The organism is Pseudomonas sp. A, assembly GCF_056270345.1.
Map to the genome: position 1 here is coordinate 1406050 of NZ_CM149873.1, position 15657 is coordinate 1421706.

Here is a 15657-nt window from a genome sequence, read left to right on the forward strand (position 1 = left end):
CCAGAGGGGAAATGGCGTAATGGCAACGGTAGACCGCTGGCTGCTGCCAGATGGCATCGAGGAAGTACTGCCACCTGAGGCCGCGCGCATCGAGATCGCGCGGCGTCAGGTGTTGGACCTGTTCCAGAGTTGGGGTTACGAACTGGTCGTCACGCCGCATATCGAGTACCTGGAGTCGCTGCTCACCGGCGCCGGCCAGGACCTGGACCAGCGCACCTTCAAGGTCGTCGACCCACAGTCCGGCCGCCTGATGGGCTTCCGTGCCGACTTCACCCCGCAGGTGGCGCGTATCGACGCCCACACCTTGCGCCGTGAAGGCCCGAGCCGCCTGTGCTACGCCGGCAGCGTGCTGCACGCGCAACCGCGTGCCCTGTCCACCTCGCGCAGCCCGATCCAACTGGGCGCCGAGCTGTACGGCGACGCCAGCCCCACCAGTGATGTCGAGGTCATCAGCCTGATGCTCGCCACGCTGCAGCTGACCGATGTGCCGGATGTGCACATGGACCTTGGCCACGTCGGTATCTACCGCGGCCTGGCCCGCGCCGCCAACCTGTCTGGCGCGGTCGAGCAGCAGCTGTTCGACGCCCTGCAGCGCAAGGCGGTCGACGAAGTGCAGGCGCTCACCGCCGACCTGCCGAAGGACCTGGGCAACATGCTGCGCGCCCTGGTCGAGTTGTGCGGCGGCCGTGAAGTGCTGGCCGAGGCCCGTGTGCGCCTGGGCCGTGCCCCGGCCAGCGTGCTGGCGGCGCTGGACGACCTGCTGGCGATCGCCGATCGCCTGGCGTCGCGCTACCCGGACCTGCCGTTGTACTTCGACCTCGGCGAGCTGCGCGGCTACAACTATCACACCGGCGTGGTGTTCGCGGTGTTCGTGCCGGGCGAAGGTCAGTCGATCGCCCAGGGCGGTCGCTACGACGACATCGGCGCCGATTTCGGCCGGGCACGCCCGGCCACCGGATTCTCCACGGATTTGAAGACCCTGGTCACACTGGGGCGAGCGGAGGTCGTATTGCCTGCTGGCGGCATCTGGATGCCCGACAGCAGCGATGCGGCCCTCTGGCAGCAAGTCTGCCAGTTGCGCAACGAAGGCCAGCGTGTGGTCCAGGCCCTGCCTGGCCAGCCGTTGAGTGCTGCCTTCGAAGCGGATTGTGATCGGCAATTGATTCAGCAAGACGGGCGCTGGCAGGTTCTGCCGCTGACCCATTGAGATTCTTCGCCGGCAGTGGGCCGGCAACCAAGTTGCGTGAATGAGGACAAGTGTTATGGGTAAGAATGTCGTCGTCCTGGGCACCCAGTGGGGTGATGAGGGCAAAGGCAAGATCGTCGATCTGCTGACCGAACATGCTGCCGCCGTAGTGCGCTACCAAGGTGGCCACAACGCGGGCCACACCCTGGTGATCAACGGTGAGAAGACCGTTCTGCACCTGATTCCCTCTGGCATCCTGCGTGAAGGCGTGCAGTGCCTGATCGGCAACGGCGTGGTCGTTGCTCCTGACGCCCTGATGCGTGAAATCACCAAGCTGGAAGAGAAGGGCGTGCCAGTGCGCGAGCGCCTGCGCATCAGCCCGGCCGCCCCGCTGATCCTGTCGTACCATGTGGCCCTCGACCAGGCCCGTGAGAAGGCCCGTGGCGAAGCCAAGATCGGCACCACCGGTCGTGGCATCGGCCCGGCCTACGAAGACAAGGTGGCCCGTCGCGGCCTGCGCGTCGGCGACCTGTTCCACCGCGAGCGTTTCGCCGCCAAGCTCGGTGAGCTGCTGGACTACCACAACTTCCAGCTGGTGAACTACTACAAAGAGCCGGCCATCGACTTCCAGCAGACCCTGGACGAGTGCATGGCCTACGCCGAGCAGCTCAAGCCGATGATGCTCGACGTCACCGCCGAACTGCACAACCTGCGCCGCGCCGGCAAGGACATCATGTTCGAAGGCGCCCAGGGCTCGCTGCTGGACATCGACCACGGTACCTACCCGTACGTCACCAGCTCCAACACCACCGCCGGCGGCATCTCCACCGGTTCCGGCGTTGGCCCGATGTACCTGGACTACATCCTGGGCATCACCAAGGCCTACACCACTCGCGTCGGTTCCGGTCCGTTCCCGACCGAACTGTTCGACGAGACCGGCGCCACCCTGGCCAAGCGTGGTCACGAGTTCGGCTCGACTACCGGCCGCGCCCGTCGTTGCGGCTGGTTCGACGCCGTCATCCTGCGTCGCGCCATCGACGTCAACAGCATCTCGGGCATCTGCCTGACCAAGCTGGACGTACTGGACGGCCTGGAAACCATCAACATCTGCGTTGGCTACAAGAACGAGAACGGTGCCGTCATCGACGCGCCGTCCGATGCCGACAGCTACATCGGCCTGGAGCCGGTGTACGAAGAGATGCCGGGCTGGAGCGAGTCGACCCTGGGCGTGAAAACCCTGGAAGAGCTGCCGCAAGCCGCGCGCAACTACATCAAGCGTATCGAGGAGCTGGTCGGCGCGCCGATCGACATCATCTCGACCGGCCCGGACCGCAACGAGACCATCGTGCTGCGTCATCCGTTTGCCTGATCGGCCGCTTCGATAGCTGATTGAACGCCGCGTTCCCGCAAGGGAACGCGGCGTTTTTGTTTCTGTATGGCAGTACTGTCGAGTCTCTGTGGGAGCGGGTTTACCCGCGAATGCGGCGGTGAATCCAGCATTGCATTCGCGGGTAAACCCGCTCCCACAGAGATGTTGCTTTGCTTTCAACTCTGTCACAGGTACAGATGCCGCCCGACCTGGCATTTTTACCTGCTGCCTTCGGCACAACCCTTGCTGTAAGAAGCTTCTGACGATGCCATCAAAGTAATGGCGCCAGAAACACGAGGGTTACAACGTGTCTGCCATCCTTTCACTGTTACGAAGCCGCCTCTTGCGGCCTGTGTTTGTTGCGCTTGGTATCGCTCTTCTGGTGCAGGTGCTGGTCGCCGTTGCACTGACACGGAGCACGGTCACCGCCCTGGAGGCCGATTTGGGGGCGCGCCTGGGCAACGACAGCCAGAAACTGGCCGCCGAACTCGAGCAGGCCGGGCAGGATGTCCGCGCCGGGCTCGACAGCCTGTCGGCCAGTACCCGCCAGCGCCTAAGCGCCGGCCTTTCCGAGCGGCTGCAGGCCGAGCAGCAGCAATTGCGCGCCACCTTGGAAAAGAACCTCAAGGATTCGGCCAACGACATGGCCGAGCTGCTGGCCTCGGTAGCGCCGCGGGCGATCTGGGACAACGACGTGCCGACGCTGTCGGACTTCGCCCGCCGTGCCCAGCGCAATCCCAACGTGCTGTTCGTCATCTATGACGACGCCCAGGGCCAGCACCTGACCCGCTACCTCAACCGGCAGAACCCGATCAACCAGGCGTTGATGGACAAGGGGCAGGGCGAGCGGGCGCTGGACAAGGTGCTGGATGCCGCACGCAAGGACCCGTCGGTGTACTACGTCGAGGCCTCGATCAACCCCAACGGTGCCGAGATCGGCAAGGTGCTGATGGGCGTCTCCACCGCGGGCGTCGACCAGGAGCTCAAGGCCCTCGACCAGCGCTTCGCCGCACTGATCGCCAGCGGCGAGCAACTGGTCGGCGACAGCCTGGTGGCTGCCGCCGCCGACAGCGGCAAGGCCCTGCGCGCGCGGTTGGAGACGGCCCAGAACAGCGCCACGGCGATGCAGGCCAATACCGCGCAGACCGTGCGCGATGCCGCCGCCGAGCTGCGCTGGCGCATCGGCCTGGGCCTGGTGCTGGTCGGGTTGGGCGTGCTGCTGGTGGTGGCGGTGGTGCTCGGGCGCCGGGTACTGAGCAAGCTCGGCCTGCTGATCGCCGCGCTGAACGACCTGGCCGCGGGCGAGGGCGACCTGACCAAGCGGGTCAAGCTCGACAGCCGTGACGAGATCGGTGACATGGCCTCGGCGGTCAACCGCTTCGTCGACAAGCTCCAGCCCATCGTTCGCGAGGCCGGTGAGGTGGCACAGCGCACTGGCGTGGAGATCGGCAGCATGGCCCAGCGCAACGCGGGGGCCGATGCTGCCGCTGCGCTGCAGCGCGACGAAGTGGCGGCCAGCCTGCGCGACCTGTCGAGCATGGCCGACGAGGCCCAGGCCGAGAGCCATGCCATGCAGGCGGCGTTGCAGCAGGTGGTGGACATTCGCCAGGCCACCGATGAGAACAGCCGCGCCTCTACCCAGCTGGCGCGGTTGATCGAGAACCTGGCCGGTGAGGTACAGACCGGCTCCCAGGTGATCGAGCGGCTGGCCAAGCAGAGCGAACAGATCGAGGTGGTGTTGACGGTGATCCATGGTATCGCCGAGCAGACCAATCTGTTGGCGCTGAACGCCGCCATCGAGGCGGCGCGGGCCGGGGAAACCGGGCGCGGCTTCGCCGTGGTGGCCGACGAGGTGCGGGCGCTGGCGAGCAAGACGCAGAGTTCGACCGGGGATATCCAGTCGCATATCGCCGCCTTGCAGCAGGGGGCCAAGGAGGCGGTGGCGACCATCAGCCAGGCTGGGCGCCAGGCCAGCGAGGGCCTGCTGGTGCTGCGCGACAACGAGCGGCGCCAGCAGTCGGTGCAGGCGGCAGTGGAACAGGTGCATGCGGCGATCGGCCTGGCCACCCGTGCGGCGGAGCAGCAGGCCAATGGCGCGCAGGCGGTACGTGGGCGGGTGGAGAACATCCATGCCCAGGCTGAGCGTTCGGCCGAGGTAGTGATGCAGACCACGGCCAGCAGCAAGGTGCTGGACGACCTGGCGGCGCAGTTGCGGGCCAGCCTGGGGCAGTTCAGGGCCTGATATTGCGCCTTTATAGCGCCTGCGTTGGGCAATGTCCGTTGCCGAACGCCCATGAAAAAGCCCTGCCGAAGCAGGGCTTTTCTTGTGTCAGGCTCAGCCCTTGTAGGCAGCGACCGACTTGGTGATCGCGGCGCGGGCGGCGTCGGCGCCTTCCCAGCCTTCGATCTTGACCCATTTGCCCTTCTCGAGATCCTTGTAGTTCGCGAAGAAGTGCTCGATCTGCTGGATCAGCAGGGCTGGCAGGTCGGTGTATTCCTTCACGTCAACGTACAGCTGGCTCAGCTTGTCGTGCGGAACAGCGATGACCTTGGCGTCGCCGCCGCCGTCGTCGGTCATGTTCAGGATGCCGACCGGACGGGCGCGGATCACCGAGCCTGGGGCAACCGGGTACGGGGTAACGACCAGCACGTCCAGCGGATCACCGTCGTCGGCCAGGGTGTTGGGGATGTAGCCGTAGTTGGCCGGGTAGAACATCGGGGTGGCCATGAAACGGTCGACGAACAGGGCATCGCTGTCCTTGTCGATCTCGTACTTGATCGGCGCGTGGTTGGCCGGGATTTCGATGGCGACGTAGATGTCGTTCGGCAGGTCTTTGCCGGCTGGAATCTTGCTGTAGCTCATTGGGCAATGCCCCCGTGTTTGAACAAAAAAGTGGCGGCGATTATAGGCACATTCCCACGGTGGGTGCCACGTCCGGCCTGATGTGCGGGCGTTCAGGCGTGGCTTTCGCGGTAGTCCGGGTGTTCGGCCTGAAGGTGCATCAGACGCTCGAGCGGATCCTGGCGATAGAACAGCGACAGCTGCTGGTAGACCTGCGGGTAAGCCTGGTGCAGCAGATCGGGGGCGCTGAAGAAGTATTCACTGGTGACGGCAAAGAACTCGGCAGGGTTTTCCGCGGCGTAGGGATCGATGGCCGTTTCGGCGTCCGGGTCGGCATCGAGCTGGCGATTCATCGCGTCATAGGCCTGCTGCATGGCCTGGGCCCAGTCCTCGACGCGCATGCCGTGGTGCAGGGGCGGCAGGCCGTTGGCGTCGCCGTTGAGCATGTCCAGCTTGTGCGCCAGCTCGTGGATCACCAGGTTGTAGGCTTCCCAGCCGCCGCTGGCCAGGACCCCGGGCCAGGCCAGGATCACCGGGCCCTGCTGCCAGGCTTCGCCACTGTGCTCGGCATCCCACACATGCTCGACGCCGCTGGCGTCGCGGTGGCGCTGAGGGCTCTTGAAGTCGTCGGGGTAGAGGATGATCTCGTGGAAGCCCTGGTACCAGTTCAGCTCGCCCAGGTGCAGCAGCGGCAATTGGGCCTGGGCGGCGAGGAACAGGCGCTGCTCGTCGTCCAGCTCGACGCCCGGCAGGGTAGTCAGGTGCTTGTCATGCAGGAACAGCACGCTGGCTTCACGCAGCCAGCGGTCTTCCTCGTCGCTGATACCATCCAGCAGCGGCAGGCGCTCGCGGACCACCTGCCACATGCGCGGGTCGACTGGATAACGGGCCAGGGTGCGCCGGCGGCGCCAGGCGCTGAACGACCACATGCGCTGGTCAGTGGGCCTTGGCCGTGCGGCTGAAGCGACCGCGCAGCAGGCCGAGGATCATCGGCACCAGCGACAGGATGATGATGGCGACCACCATCAGCGACAGGTGCTGCTTGATGAACGGCACGTTGCCGAAGAAGTAGCCCAGGGTCACCAGGCCGCCCACCCACAGCAGCGAACCGGCCACGCTGAAGGCCAGGAAGCGCGGGTAGTGCATGTGGGCGATGCCGGCGACGAACGGCGCGAAGGTGCGCAGGATCGGCAGGAAGCGCGCCAGGGTGACGGTCTTGCCGCCATGGCGTTCATAGAACTCGTGGGTGCGCTGCAGGTAGTCCTGGCGGAAGATCTTCGAGTTGGGGTTGCGGAACAGGCGTTCGCCCGCCGTGCGTCCGATCACGTAGTTGGTGCTATCGCCGAGGATCGCCGCGGTCATCAGCAGGCCGGCCAGCAGCACCGGGTCCATGCCGCCGCCCGCCGCCACGGCGCCGGCGATGAACAGCAGCGAGTCGCCCGGCAGGAACGGCATCACCACCAGGCCGGTCTCGCAGAAGATCACGGCGAAGAGGATGGCGTAGATCCAGGGCCCGTAGTTGTTGACCAGCAGATCGAGGTAGGCATCGAGATGCAGGATGAGGTCCAGCGGGTTGAAATCCATGTACAGCACCTGTGTTCTTGACCCGCTACTACGGGCGCGCGATGACGGACAGCGCCATGGTTGGGGAAGGTTTACCGGCTAGGCGGGTAACTTTTCGCACATGACAGGAAGGGGATTATACGGCGAAGTCCGGATTGTGCCCGGAGAGTTTGTAGCGAGGGGTTACGACTCTTTCAGACCAGGCGCATTCTCTGTAGGAGCGGCCTTGTGCCGCGAAAGGGCTGCGGAGCAGCCCCGACGATTGTTGGTGCATCCAAAATCCCGGGGCCGCTTCGCAGCCCTTTCGCGGCACAAGGCCGCTCCTACAGGCGTACGTGTACGGTCATCTTGTATGCCGGTGGCCCCGTGCATCGCTCAATCCTGACTGATCGGCAAGATATAGTTCTCGAACTCGGTGTCCTTGCGAAAACCCATGGACTCATAAGTCTTGCGCGCCACTTCGTTGTCGCTGCTGGTGGACACGCGCATGCGCACGGCGTTGGATTGCTTGGCCATCTTCTTGGCCTCGCGCATCAGGTTGTCCGCTACCAGCATGCGTCGTGAGTCCTCGGCCACGTAGATGTCATTGAGGATCCACACGCGCTTGAGTGACAGCGAGGAGAAGCTCGGGTACAGCTGGCAGAAGCCCAGCAGGCGATCATCGCCGTCATCCGGCAGGGCCAGGTAGATGATCGATTCCTTGCGCTTGAGGCGCTTCTCGAGGAAGGATCGTGAACTGTCCGGGTAAGGCAATTGCCCATAGAACTCGCGATATTTCACGAACAGCGGGGTGAGCAGGTCGAGGTGTTCCAAGGTTGCCTGGATGATGCGCATGGGCGGGCCTCTGAGTCCATTGGGGATACGGCGGATTGCCTGCAGCGTCCTCTGGCATGCTGCCTAAAGCAGGCCAGAAGCGCAATCCGCCTTCCGTGACATGTTGTTTACCCTTCACCGAGCAGGAAGTTTGAGCTTTTTCCGGCAGAGTCTTCACTGTCGATACTATGGACCTCTGCTTCGTCCTTCAGATTCACCCCCGACAGCTGGCGTCGGCACGCTTCGCGCATCAGGTACAGCAGGCGGTGGGCGGCCATGCCGTAGCTCAGGCCCTCCAGGCGCACATTGGAGATGCAGTTGCGGTAGGCGTCGGTCAGGCCGACCTTGGGCGCGTAGGTGAAGTACAGCCCCAGGCTGTCGGGCGAACTCAAGCCCGGGCGCTCGCCGATCAACATGACTGTCATGCGTGCGCCAAGCAGCTCACCGACTTCGTCGGCCACCGCGACCCGGCCTTGCTCCACCAATATAACCGGGGCGCTGGTCCAGCCATCGGCGGCGGCCTGCTCCTCGAAACGGCTCAGGAAGGGCAGGGTATGGCGGTGCACGGCCAACGCCGACAGACCATCGGCGACGACGATCGCCAGGTCTACGCCGCCGGGGTTGGCCTGGGCATGCTCGCGCAGGCGCTGCGCCGAGTCCTCGTGCAGGCGCCGGCCAAGGTCCGGGCGTTGCAGGTACTGGTGGCGGTCGCTGGCGGCGCTGTGCAGTAGCAGGCTGTCGCGGCCGCGCTCGCCAAGCTGCTGGCGCAGGCCAATGTGGTCGAACGGCAGGTGCACGGCATCGCGGGCCTGGGCGTGGGCGAACTGGAAGTCCAGCTGGGCGCCGGTCGGCAGGCTGATGCCGGTGCGGCCGAGGGCGATGCGCGCCGGGGTGAGGTTGCGCAGGGCCAGCCAGGGATTGTCCGGGGTGGGGGCGTGTCGTTCCATGGTCACCTCTAGGCCAGCTGTGCCAGGGCCTGGCGGAAGGCCGGCGGCAGGTTGTCGCCGAAGCGGATGCGGCCGTCGGCCTGGGTGAAGATGCCGGTGCGCTCCAGCCACGCCTCGAATTCCGGCCCGGGCTTCAGGCCCAGGGTCTGGCGCGCGTAGAGCGCGTCGTGGAACGAGGTGGTCTGGTAGTTGAGCATGATGTCGTCGGAGCCGGGGATGCCCATGATGAAGTTGATCCCGGCCACGCCCAGCAGGGTCAGCAGGGTGTCCATGTCGTCCTGGTCGGCCTCGGCGTGGTTGGTGTAGCAGATGTCGCAGCCCATCGGCACGCCCAGCAGCTTGCCGCAGAAGTGGTCCTCGAGGCCGGCGCGGATGATCTGCTTGCCGTTGTACAGGTATTCCGGGCCGATGAAGCCGACCACGGTGTTGACCAGGAACGGCTTGAAGTGGCGGGCCACGGCGTAGGCGCGGGTCTCGCAGGTCTGCTGGTCGACGCCGTGGTGGGCGTTGGCCGACAGCGCGCTGCCCTGGCCGGTCTCGAAGTACATCAGGTTCTGCCCGAGCGTGCCGCGCTTGAGCGACAGGCCCGCCTCGTAGCCTTCCTGGAGCACGTTGAGGTTGATGCCGAAGCCGGCGTTGGCCGCCTCGGTGCCGGCGATGGACTGGAACACCAGGTCCAGCGGCACGCCACGGTTGATCGCCTCGATCGAGGTGGTGACGTGGGTCAGCACACAGGACTGGGTGGGGATGTCGTAGCGCTGGATGATCGCGTCGAGCATCTCCAGCAGCGCGCAGATCGAGGCGATGCTGTCGGTGGCCGGGTTGATGCCGATCATGGCGTCGCCGTTGCCGTACAGCAGGCCGTCGAGGATGCTCGCGGCGATGCCGGCCGGTTCGTCGGTCGGGTGGTTGGGCTGCAGGCGCGTCGACAGCCGCCCGCGCAGCCCCATGGTGCCGCGAAAGGCGGTGACCACGCGGATTTTCTGCGCCACCAGCACCAGGTCCTGCACGCGCATGATCTTCGATACCGCCGCCGCCATTTCCGGCGTCAGGCCTGGCGCCAGGGCGCGCAGGCTGTGCTCGTCGGCCTGCTCGCCCAGCAGCCAGTCGCGCAGGCCGCCGACGGTCAGGTGGCTGACGGCGGCGAAGGCCTGCGCATCGTGGGTGTCGATGATCAGGCGGGTGACTTCGTCCTGTTCATAAGGAATCAGCGCCTCGCTGAGGAAGTGCTTGAGCGGGATGTTGGCCAGGGCCATCTGCGCCGCCACCCGCTCGCCGTCGTTGCTGGCGGCGACCCCCGCCAGGTAGTCGCCCGAACGCGCCGGGCTGGCCTTGGCCATCACCTCTTTGAGGCTGTCGAAGCGGTAGACCTGGTGGCCCACCGTATGCGTGAAACTTGCCATACAGAATCTCCAGGGCGCCGCAGGCCTGGCCTGCGGCGCAAGTCGGCGATCAGTGCAGGGCCTCTTCGGCCTTCTGGATCGCGGCGAATTCCTCTTCCGGGGTACCAGCCACCAGGTGGTGACGGCTGTAGAAAGCAAAGTAGGCAATTAATACTGCATAGATCACCGCAGCGCCAATCACCACCCGCGGATCGACCAGGAACCCGGCGACCACGGCGATGCAGGCCAGCACCAGGGCCACGCCCGAGGTGAAGATGCCGCCGGGGGTGCGGTACGGGCGCTCCATTTTCGGGCGACGGATACGCAGGGTGATGTGCGCGGCCATCATCAGCACGTAGGACAGCGTGGCGCCGAACACCGCCACCAGGATCAGCAGGTCGCCCTGGCCAGTCAGCGACAGGGCGAAGCCGATGATGCCGGGGATCACCAGGGCCAGTACCGGGGCCTTGCTCTTGTTGGTTTCCGACAGCTTGCGCGGCAGGTAGCCGGCACGGGAAAGCGCGAAGATCTGCCGCGAATAGGCATAGATGATCGAGAAGAAGCTGGCGATCAGGCCGGCCAGGCCCACCAGGTTGACGAAGCCGCCCATCCAGGTGGAGCCGCCGTAGGCCTTGGACAGCGCCTCGACCAGCGGGTTGCCCGAGGCTTTCAGGGCCTCTGAGCCGGCGCCGCCGGGGCCGACCACCAGGATCAGCAGGGCGAAGGCCAGCAGCACCAGCATCGCGCCGATCAGGCCGCGGGGCAGGTCGCGTTTCGGGTTCTTGGTCTCTTCGGCGGCCAGCGGTACGCCCTCGACCGCGAGGAAGAACCAGATTGCGTAGGGAATCGCCGCCCACACGCCGACATAGCCGAACGGCAGGAAGCTGCTGGCACCGACCGCGTCGGTCTTGGCGATGTCGAACAGGTTGGCTGCATCGAAATGGGGCACCATGCCGATCAGGAACACCGCCAGGGCGATGGCGGCGACGGCGGTGATGATGAACATCAGCTTGAGTGCCTCGCCCACCCCGAAGATGTGGATGCCGATGAACACGATGTAGAAGGCCAGGTAGATCATCCAGCCGCCGATGCCGAACAGCGACTGGCAGTAGGCGCCGATGAACACGGCGATGGCCGCGGGGGCGATGGCGTATTCGATGAGGATCGCGGTGCCGGTGAGGAACCCGCCCCAGGGGCCGAAGGCGCTGCGGGCGAAGCCGTAGCCGCCGCCGGCGGTGGGGATCATCGACGACAGTTCCGCCAGGGAGAAGCACATGCACAGGTACATGGTGGCCATCAGCAGGGTGGCGAGGAACATGCCGCCCCAGCCACCCTGGGCCAGGCCGAAGTTCCAGCCGGCATAGTCGCCGGAGATCACGTAGGCCACGCCCAGGCCCACCAGCAGGACCCAGCCGGCGGCGCCTTTCTTCAGTTCACGTTGCTGGAAATAGTCCGATCCGACTTTTTCGAAGTCGACGGAGGAACTCGCCGGCGCGCTGCCGGAATGATCGCTTGGCATAGGGTTCACCTGTTGTTTTTCTTAGGTTGCCGGAGGGACTGCCGGCCACTGGTGATTCGTTTTGCAGGAAGCGGGCCAGAGCGGTTGATGCACGGGAACCGCCCTGGTTTCTGGTTTGTGCAGGTCTGGCCTCTTCGCGGGCAAGCCCGCTCCCACAGATTCGGCACTGATTTTGAATTTTATGCTGTATCTGTGGGAGCGGGTTTACCCGCGAAAAGGGCGACGCGGTTTAGAAGAAGCCCAGCGGGTTGATGTCGTAGCTCACCAGCAGGTTCTTGGTCTGCTGGTAGTGGTCGAGCATCATCTTGTGGGTTTCACGGCCGACGCCGGACTTCTTGTAGCCACCGAACGCGGCGTGCGCCGGGTACAGGTGGTAGCAGTTGGTCCACACGCGGCCGGCCTTGATACCGCGGCCCATGCGGTAGGCGCGGTTGATGTCACGGGTCCACACGCCGGCACCGAGGCCGAACTCGGTGTCGTTGGCGATGGCCAGGGCCTCGGCTTCGTCCTTGAAGGTGGTGACGCTGACCACCGGGCCGAAGATTTCTTCCTGGAACACGCGCATCTTGTTGTTGCCCTTGAGCAGGGTCGGCTGGATGTAGTAGCCGCTGGCCAGCGCGCCTTCGAGCTGCTCCACCTTGCCGCCGGTGAGCAGCTCGGCGCCTTCTTCCTGGGCAATCTTCAGGTACGACTGGATCTTTTCGAACTGCTGCTGGGATGCCTGGGCGCCGACCATGGTGTCGGTGTCCAGCGGGTCGCCGCGCTTGATCTGCAGGACCTTCTTCATCACCACTTCCATGAACTGCGGGTAGATCGACTCCTGCACCAGGGCGCGCGACGGGCAGGTGCATACTTCACCCTGGTTGAAGAACGCCAGCACCATGCCTTCGGCGGCCTTGTCGATGAAGGCCGGCTCGGCCTGCATGATGTCCTCGAAGTAGACGTTGGGCGACTTGCCACCCAGCTCGACGGTGGACGGGATGATGTTCTCGGCGGCGCATTTCATGATATGCGCGCCGACCGGGGTGGAGCCGGTGAAGGCGATCTTGGCGATGCGCTTGCTGGTGGCCAGGGCTTCACCGGCCTCGCGGCCATAGCCTTGCACCACGTTGAGCACGCCTTTGGGCAGCAGGTCGCCGATCAGCTCCAGCAGCACGGTGATGCCCAGCGGCGTCTGCTCGGCAGGCTTGAGCACCACGCAGTTGCCGGCGGCCAGGGCCGGGGCCAGCTTCCAGGCGGCCATCAGCAGCGGGAAGTTCCACGGGATGATCTGCCCGACCACGCCCAGTGGCTCGTGGATGTGATAAGCCACGGTGGATTCGTTGATCTCGGCGGCGCCGCCTTCCTGGGCGCGGATGCAGCCGGCGAAGTAGCGGAAGTGATCGACCGCCAGCGGGATGTCGGCGTTGAGGGTTTCGCGGATCGGCTTGCCGTTGTCCCAGGTCTCGGTGATGGCCAGCAGTTCGAGGTTCTGCTCGATGCGATCGGCGATGCGCAGCAGGACGTTGGAGCGGTCCTGCACCGAGGTGCGGCCCCAGGCGTCGGCGGCGGCATGGGCGGCGTCGAGGGCCTTTTCGATGTCTTCGGCGCTGGAGCGGGGGAACTCGGCGATCGCCTGGCCGTTCACCGGCGAGGTGTTGGTGAAGTACTCACCCTTTACCGGAGGAACGAACTCACCACCGATGTAGTTGCCGTAGCGGCTCTTGAAGGAAACCTTCGCGCCCTCGGTACCGGGATGTGCGTAACGCATGGTGTGTCTCCTGGTCGTTGTGATTGTTGCGGAGTTTCCTAGCGTAGAGCAAAGGTCGGGCCAGCGCCTGGAGGTCCTTGTGTATCAATGACTTGGGTCAAGGGCGGTAAGCGGTTGGCCATGCTCTGTGCCAAGGCCGGTACGGCCTGGGTGACACTTTGTACCGTTTGCGACACGGGTCGTGACCGCAGGGTCAGTGCACCATTGCAAAGCGTTCCTGCCTGGAGGATGCTGGCGACACGCTCTATCTGCGGAGAACAACTACAAATGCAGAGCAACCCGTTCAGCCGCCATGCCCAGCAAGTGCTCACGGTCGCCCACGGCCAGGCCAGCGGGCCGGGCAGCGACCCGTCGATCGCCCGCTCCTGGCTGCGCTGCCTGGAGGACTACCACCTCGACCCGGCACGGGCCCAGGCCCCGGTGGTGCTCGAGCACGGCCGCCTGCTGGAGAGCCGCGAGCGCCTGCGCCAGGTGCTGCAGATCGCCGACAACGAGATGAACAGCCTGCACCAGCAGCTCTCCGGCAGCGGGCACGCGGTGTTGCTGACCGACGCCCGCGGGGTGATCCTCAACTGCGTCACCGCCCCCGGCGAGCGGCGCATCTTCGAGCGCGCCGGGCTGTGGCTGGGCGCCGACTGGAGCGAAGCCCGCGAGGGCACCAACGGCATCGGCACCTGCCTGGTCGAGCGCCAGGCCCTGACCATTCACCAGGACGAGCACTTTCGTGGCCGCCATACCGGGCTGACCTGCTCGGCCAGCCCGGTATTCGATCCCCACGGTGAACTGCTGGGGGTACTCGACGTGTCATCGGCACGGCCGGATGTTTCGCGCCAGAGCCAGTTCCACACCATGGCCCTGGTCAACCTCTCGGCGAAGATGATCGAAAGCTGTTATTTCCTGCGTCATTTCGAGCAGCAGTGGCTGCTGCGCTTCCACCTGCAGGCCGAGTCGGTCGGTCTGTTCAGCGAGGGCTTGCTGGCCGTCGATGGCGACGGGCGAATTTGCGCCGCCAACCAGAGCGCCTTGAACCTGCTGGGGACCATCCGAGGCGGTGTGCTGGGCAAGCCCCTGGACAGGTTCTTCGCCTGCAGCCACGACGAGCTGTTCAGTCGCGCCACGCCCCAGGGCAGCAGCGCCTGGCCGTTGCACACCCGCGATGGCCGCCAGGTGTTCGCCAGCTTGCGCGGCCAGGCCCGAACGCCGGTGTGGTCAGTGCCGGTGGCCTTGCCCCGGGCCAGCGACCCCGGCATCTGCCTGCTCGACCCGGCCCTGCGCGAGGACTTTCGCCGCGCCGTGCGGGTGTTCGAGCGTGACGTGCCGCTGCTGCTGCGCGGCGAGACCGGCTGCGGCAAGGAGGCCTTCGCCCAGGCCGTGCACCAGGCCAGCTCGCGCCGGCACAAGCCGTTCGTGGCAATCAACTGTGCATCGATTCCCGAAAGCCTGATCGAAAGCGAGCTGTTCGGCTATCGCGGCGGTAGCTTCACCGGCGCGCGCAAGGAGGGCATGCGCGGCAAGTTGCTGCAGGCCGATGGTGGCACCTTGCTGCTGGACGAGATCGGCGACATGCCGCTGGCGTTGCAGACCCGCCTGCTGCGGGTGCTCGAAGAACGCCAGGTGGTGCCCATCGGTGGCGAGCCGCAGGCGGTAGATGTGCGGATCGTCAGCGCCACCCACCGTGACCTGTTGGAACGGGTTGAACAGGGGGGATTTCGCGAAGACCTCTATTACCGCCTCAATGGCCTCGAGGTTGCACTGCCGGCGCTGCGCGAGCGTAGCGACAAGGCGCAGTTGCTCGATTTCCTGCTGGCGCAGGAGGCCGAGGGCCAGGCCATCGGCCTCGACCCGGCCGCCCGCCAGGCGCTGCTGGACTTCACCTGGCCGGGTAACGTGCGGCAGATGAGGAATGTGCTGCGTACCGTGGTGGCGTTGTGCGAAGGTGCGCACATCGAGTTTTCCGATCTCCCTGCAATTGTCCGCCATGGCGCGCCCTCTGTAGGAGCGGCCTTGTGCCGCGAAAGGGCCGCAGAGCGGCCCCAGGATCCTGACCATATCGCTGAAATCGCCGGGGCTGCTGCGCAGCCCTTTCGCGGCACAAGGCCGCTCCTACACGCCGAGCGCGATGCATTGCTCGCCGTACTGGAGGCAAACCGCTGGCACTTGACCCGCGTCGCCGAACACCTGGGCATCAGCCGCAATACCTTGTATCGAAAACTGCGCAAACACGGCATCGCCAGGGCCAGTTGAGCGAAACAGCGAGTGCGATTTCCCTCGCCCTGGGCTACCCTG

General features: G+C 65.5%; 12 protein-coding genes and 1 pseudogene. 5 read left to right on the plus strand and 8 right to left on the minus strand.

The window, feature by feature from the left end; genetic code table 11:
• Positions 1–19 precede the first annotated feature (19 nt).
• From AC0MAZ_RS06320 to AC0MAZ_RS06335, 4 genes and pseudogenes are all read left to right on the plus strand, one after another.
• A complete protein-coding gene (locus tag AC0MAZ_RS06320) occupies positions 20–1207 on the plus strand; it encodes an ATP phosphoribosyltransferase regulatory subunit (protein WP_110734905.1) in 1188 nt (395 codons plus the stop codon).
• Between the two features lie 55 nt (positions 1208–1262).
• Positions 1263–2555: an adenylosuccinate synthase gene (locus tag AC0MAZ_RS06325; RefSeq protein ID WP_028688256.1), complete on the plus strand. Its 1293-nt coding sequence runs from the start codon at positions 1263–1265 to the stop codon at positions 2553–2555.
• A 1123-nt stretch (positions 2556–3678) separates the two neighbouring features.
• Positions 3679–3891: pseudogene (locus AC0MAZ_RS06330) on the plus strand (methyl-accepting chemotaxis protein); the annotation flags it as partial.
• A gap of 201 nt (positions 3892–4092) precedes the next feature.
• Positions 4093–4797, plus strand: a complete 705-nt coding sequence (locus AC0MAZ_RS06335) for a methyl-accepting chemotaxis protein (RefSeq protein ID WP_371349751.1) — start codon at positions 4093–4095, stop codon at positions 4795–4797.
• Between the two features lie 93 nt (positions 4798–4890).
• Here AC0MAZ_RS06335 and ppa read toward each other — a convergent pair whose 3' ends face one another.
• The 8 genes from ppa to exaC form a co-directional block, all read right to left on the minus strand.
• A complete protein-coding gene (ppa, locus tag AC0MAZ_RS06340) occupies positions 4891–5418 on the minus strand; it encodes an inorganic diphosphatase (RefSeq protein ID WP_203648181.1) in 528 nt (175 codons plus the stop codon).
• A gap of 92 nt (positions 5419–5510) precedes the next feature.
• The gene (locus AC0MAZ_RS06345; RefSeq protein ID WP_203648180.1) at positions 5511–6326 is read right to left on the minus strand and encodes a M90 family metallopeptidase; all 816 of its coding nucleotides are present in this window, start codon (positions 6324–6326) and stop codon (positions 5511–5513) included.
• A gap of 7 nt (positions 6327–6333) precedes the next feature.
• Positions 6334–6981: a DedA family protein gene (locus AC0MAZ_RS06350; RefSeq protein WP_232857393.1), complete on the minus strand. Its 648-nt coding sequence runs from the start codon at positions 6979–6981 to the stop codon at positions 6334–6336.
• Between the two features lie 354 nt (positions 6982–7335).
• Positions 7336–7794: a GNAT family N-acetyltransferase gene (locus tag AC0MAZ_RS06355; RefSeq protein ID WP_110737966.1), complete on the minus strand. Its 459-nt coding sequence runs from the start codon at positions 7792–7794 to the stop codon at positions 7336–7338.
• A gap of 107 nt (positions 7795–7901) precedes the next feature.
• Entirely contained in the window at positions 7902–8720 is an 819-nt protein-coding gene (eutC, locus tag AC0MAZ_RS06360; protein WP_475860679.1) for an ethanolamine ammonia-lyase subunit EutC, read from the minus strand.
• An 8-nt stretch (positions 8721–8728) separates the two neighbouring features.
• Complete coding sequence (locus AC0MAZ_RS06365) at positions 8729–10123, minus strand: ethanolamine ammonia-lyase subunit EutB (RefSeq protein WP_203648176.1); 1395 nt, start codon at positions 10121–10123, stop codon at positions 8729–8731.
• 49 nt (positions 10124–10172) lie between these two features.
• A complete protein-coding gene (eat, locus tag AC0MAZ_RS06370; protein WP_028690369.1) occupies positions 10173–11621 on the minus strand; it encodes an ethanolamine permease in 1449 nt (482 codons plus the stop codon).
• 229 nt (positions 11622–11850) lie between these two features.
• Positions 11851–13371 carry an acetaldehyde dehydrogenase ExaC gene (gene exaC, locus AC0MAZ_RS06375; RefSeq protein WP_203648175.1) on the minus strand — a complete coding sequence of 507 codons (1521 nt, stop codon included), beginning with the start codon at positions 13369–13371 and terminating at the stop codon, positions 11851–11853.
• A 267-nt stretch (positions 13372–13638) separates the two neighbouring features.
• Between exaC and AC0MAZ_RS06380 the strand changes: the two genes are divergently transcribed.
• Positions 13639–15615, plus strand: a complete 1977-nt coding sequence (locus tag AC0MAZ_RS06380) for a sigma-54-dependent Fis family transcriptional regulator (RefSeq protein ID WP_475860682.1) — start codon at positions 13639–13641, stop codon at positions 15613–15615.
• The last annotated feature ends 42 nt before the right edge of the window (positions 15616–15657 follow it).

Bases quoted from the DNA above. Each gene is read 5' to 3' on its own strand.
- AC0MAZ_RS06325 (WP_028688256.1), top strand. From the start codon at position 1,263: ATGGGTAAGAATGTCGTCGTCCTGGGCACCCAGTGGGGTGATGAGGGC.
- AC0MAZ_RS06355 (WP_110737966.1), bottom strand. From the start codon at position 7,794: ATGCGCATCATCCAGGCAACCTTGGAACACCTCGACCTGCTCACCCCG.
- AC0MAZ_RS06365 (WP_203648176.1), bottom strand. From the start codon at position 10,123: ATGGCAAGTTTCACGCATACGGTGGGCCACCAGGTCTACCGCTTCGAC.
- exaC (WP_203648175.1), bottom strand. From the start codon at position 13,371: ATGCGTTACGCACATCCCGGTACCGAGGGCGCGAAGGTTTCCTTCAAG.
- eutC (WP_475860679.1), bottom strand. From the start codon at position 8,720: ATGGAACGACACGCCCCCACCCCGGACAATCCCTGGCTGGCCCTGCGC.
- AC0MAZ_RS06380 (WP_475860682.1), top strand. From the start codon at position 13,639: ATGCAGAGCAACCCGTTCAGCCGCCATGCCCAGCAAGTGCTCACGGTC.
- AC0MAZ_RS06335 (WP_371349751.1), top strand. From the start codon at position 4,093: ATGGCCGACGAGGCCCAGGCCGAGAGCCATGCCATGCAGGCGGCGTTG.
- AC0MAZ_RS06345 (WP_203648180.1), bottom strand. From the start codon at position 6,326: ATGTGGTCGTTCAGCGCCTGGCGCCGCCGGCGCACCCTGGCCCGTTAT.
- AC0MAZ_RS06350 (WP_232857393.1), bottom strand. From the start codon at position 6,981: ATGGATTTCAACCCGCTGGACCTCATCCTGCATCTCGATGCCTACCTC.
- ppa (WP_203648181.1), bottom strand. From the start codon at position 5,418: ATGAGCTACAGCAAGATTCCAGCCGGCAAAGACCTGCCGAACGACATC.
- eat (WP_028690369.1), bottom strand. From the start codon at position 11,621: ATGCCAAGCGATCATTCCGGCAGCGCGCCGGCGAGTTCCTCCGTCGAC.
- AC0MAZ_RS06320 (WP_110734905.1), top strand. From the start codon at position 20: ATGGCAACGGTAGACCGCTGGCTGCTGCCAGATGGCATCGAGGAAGTA.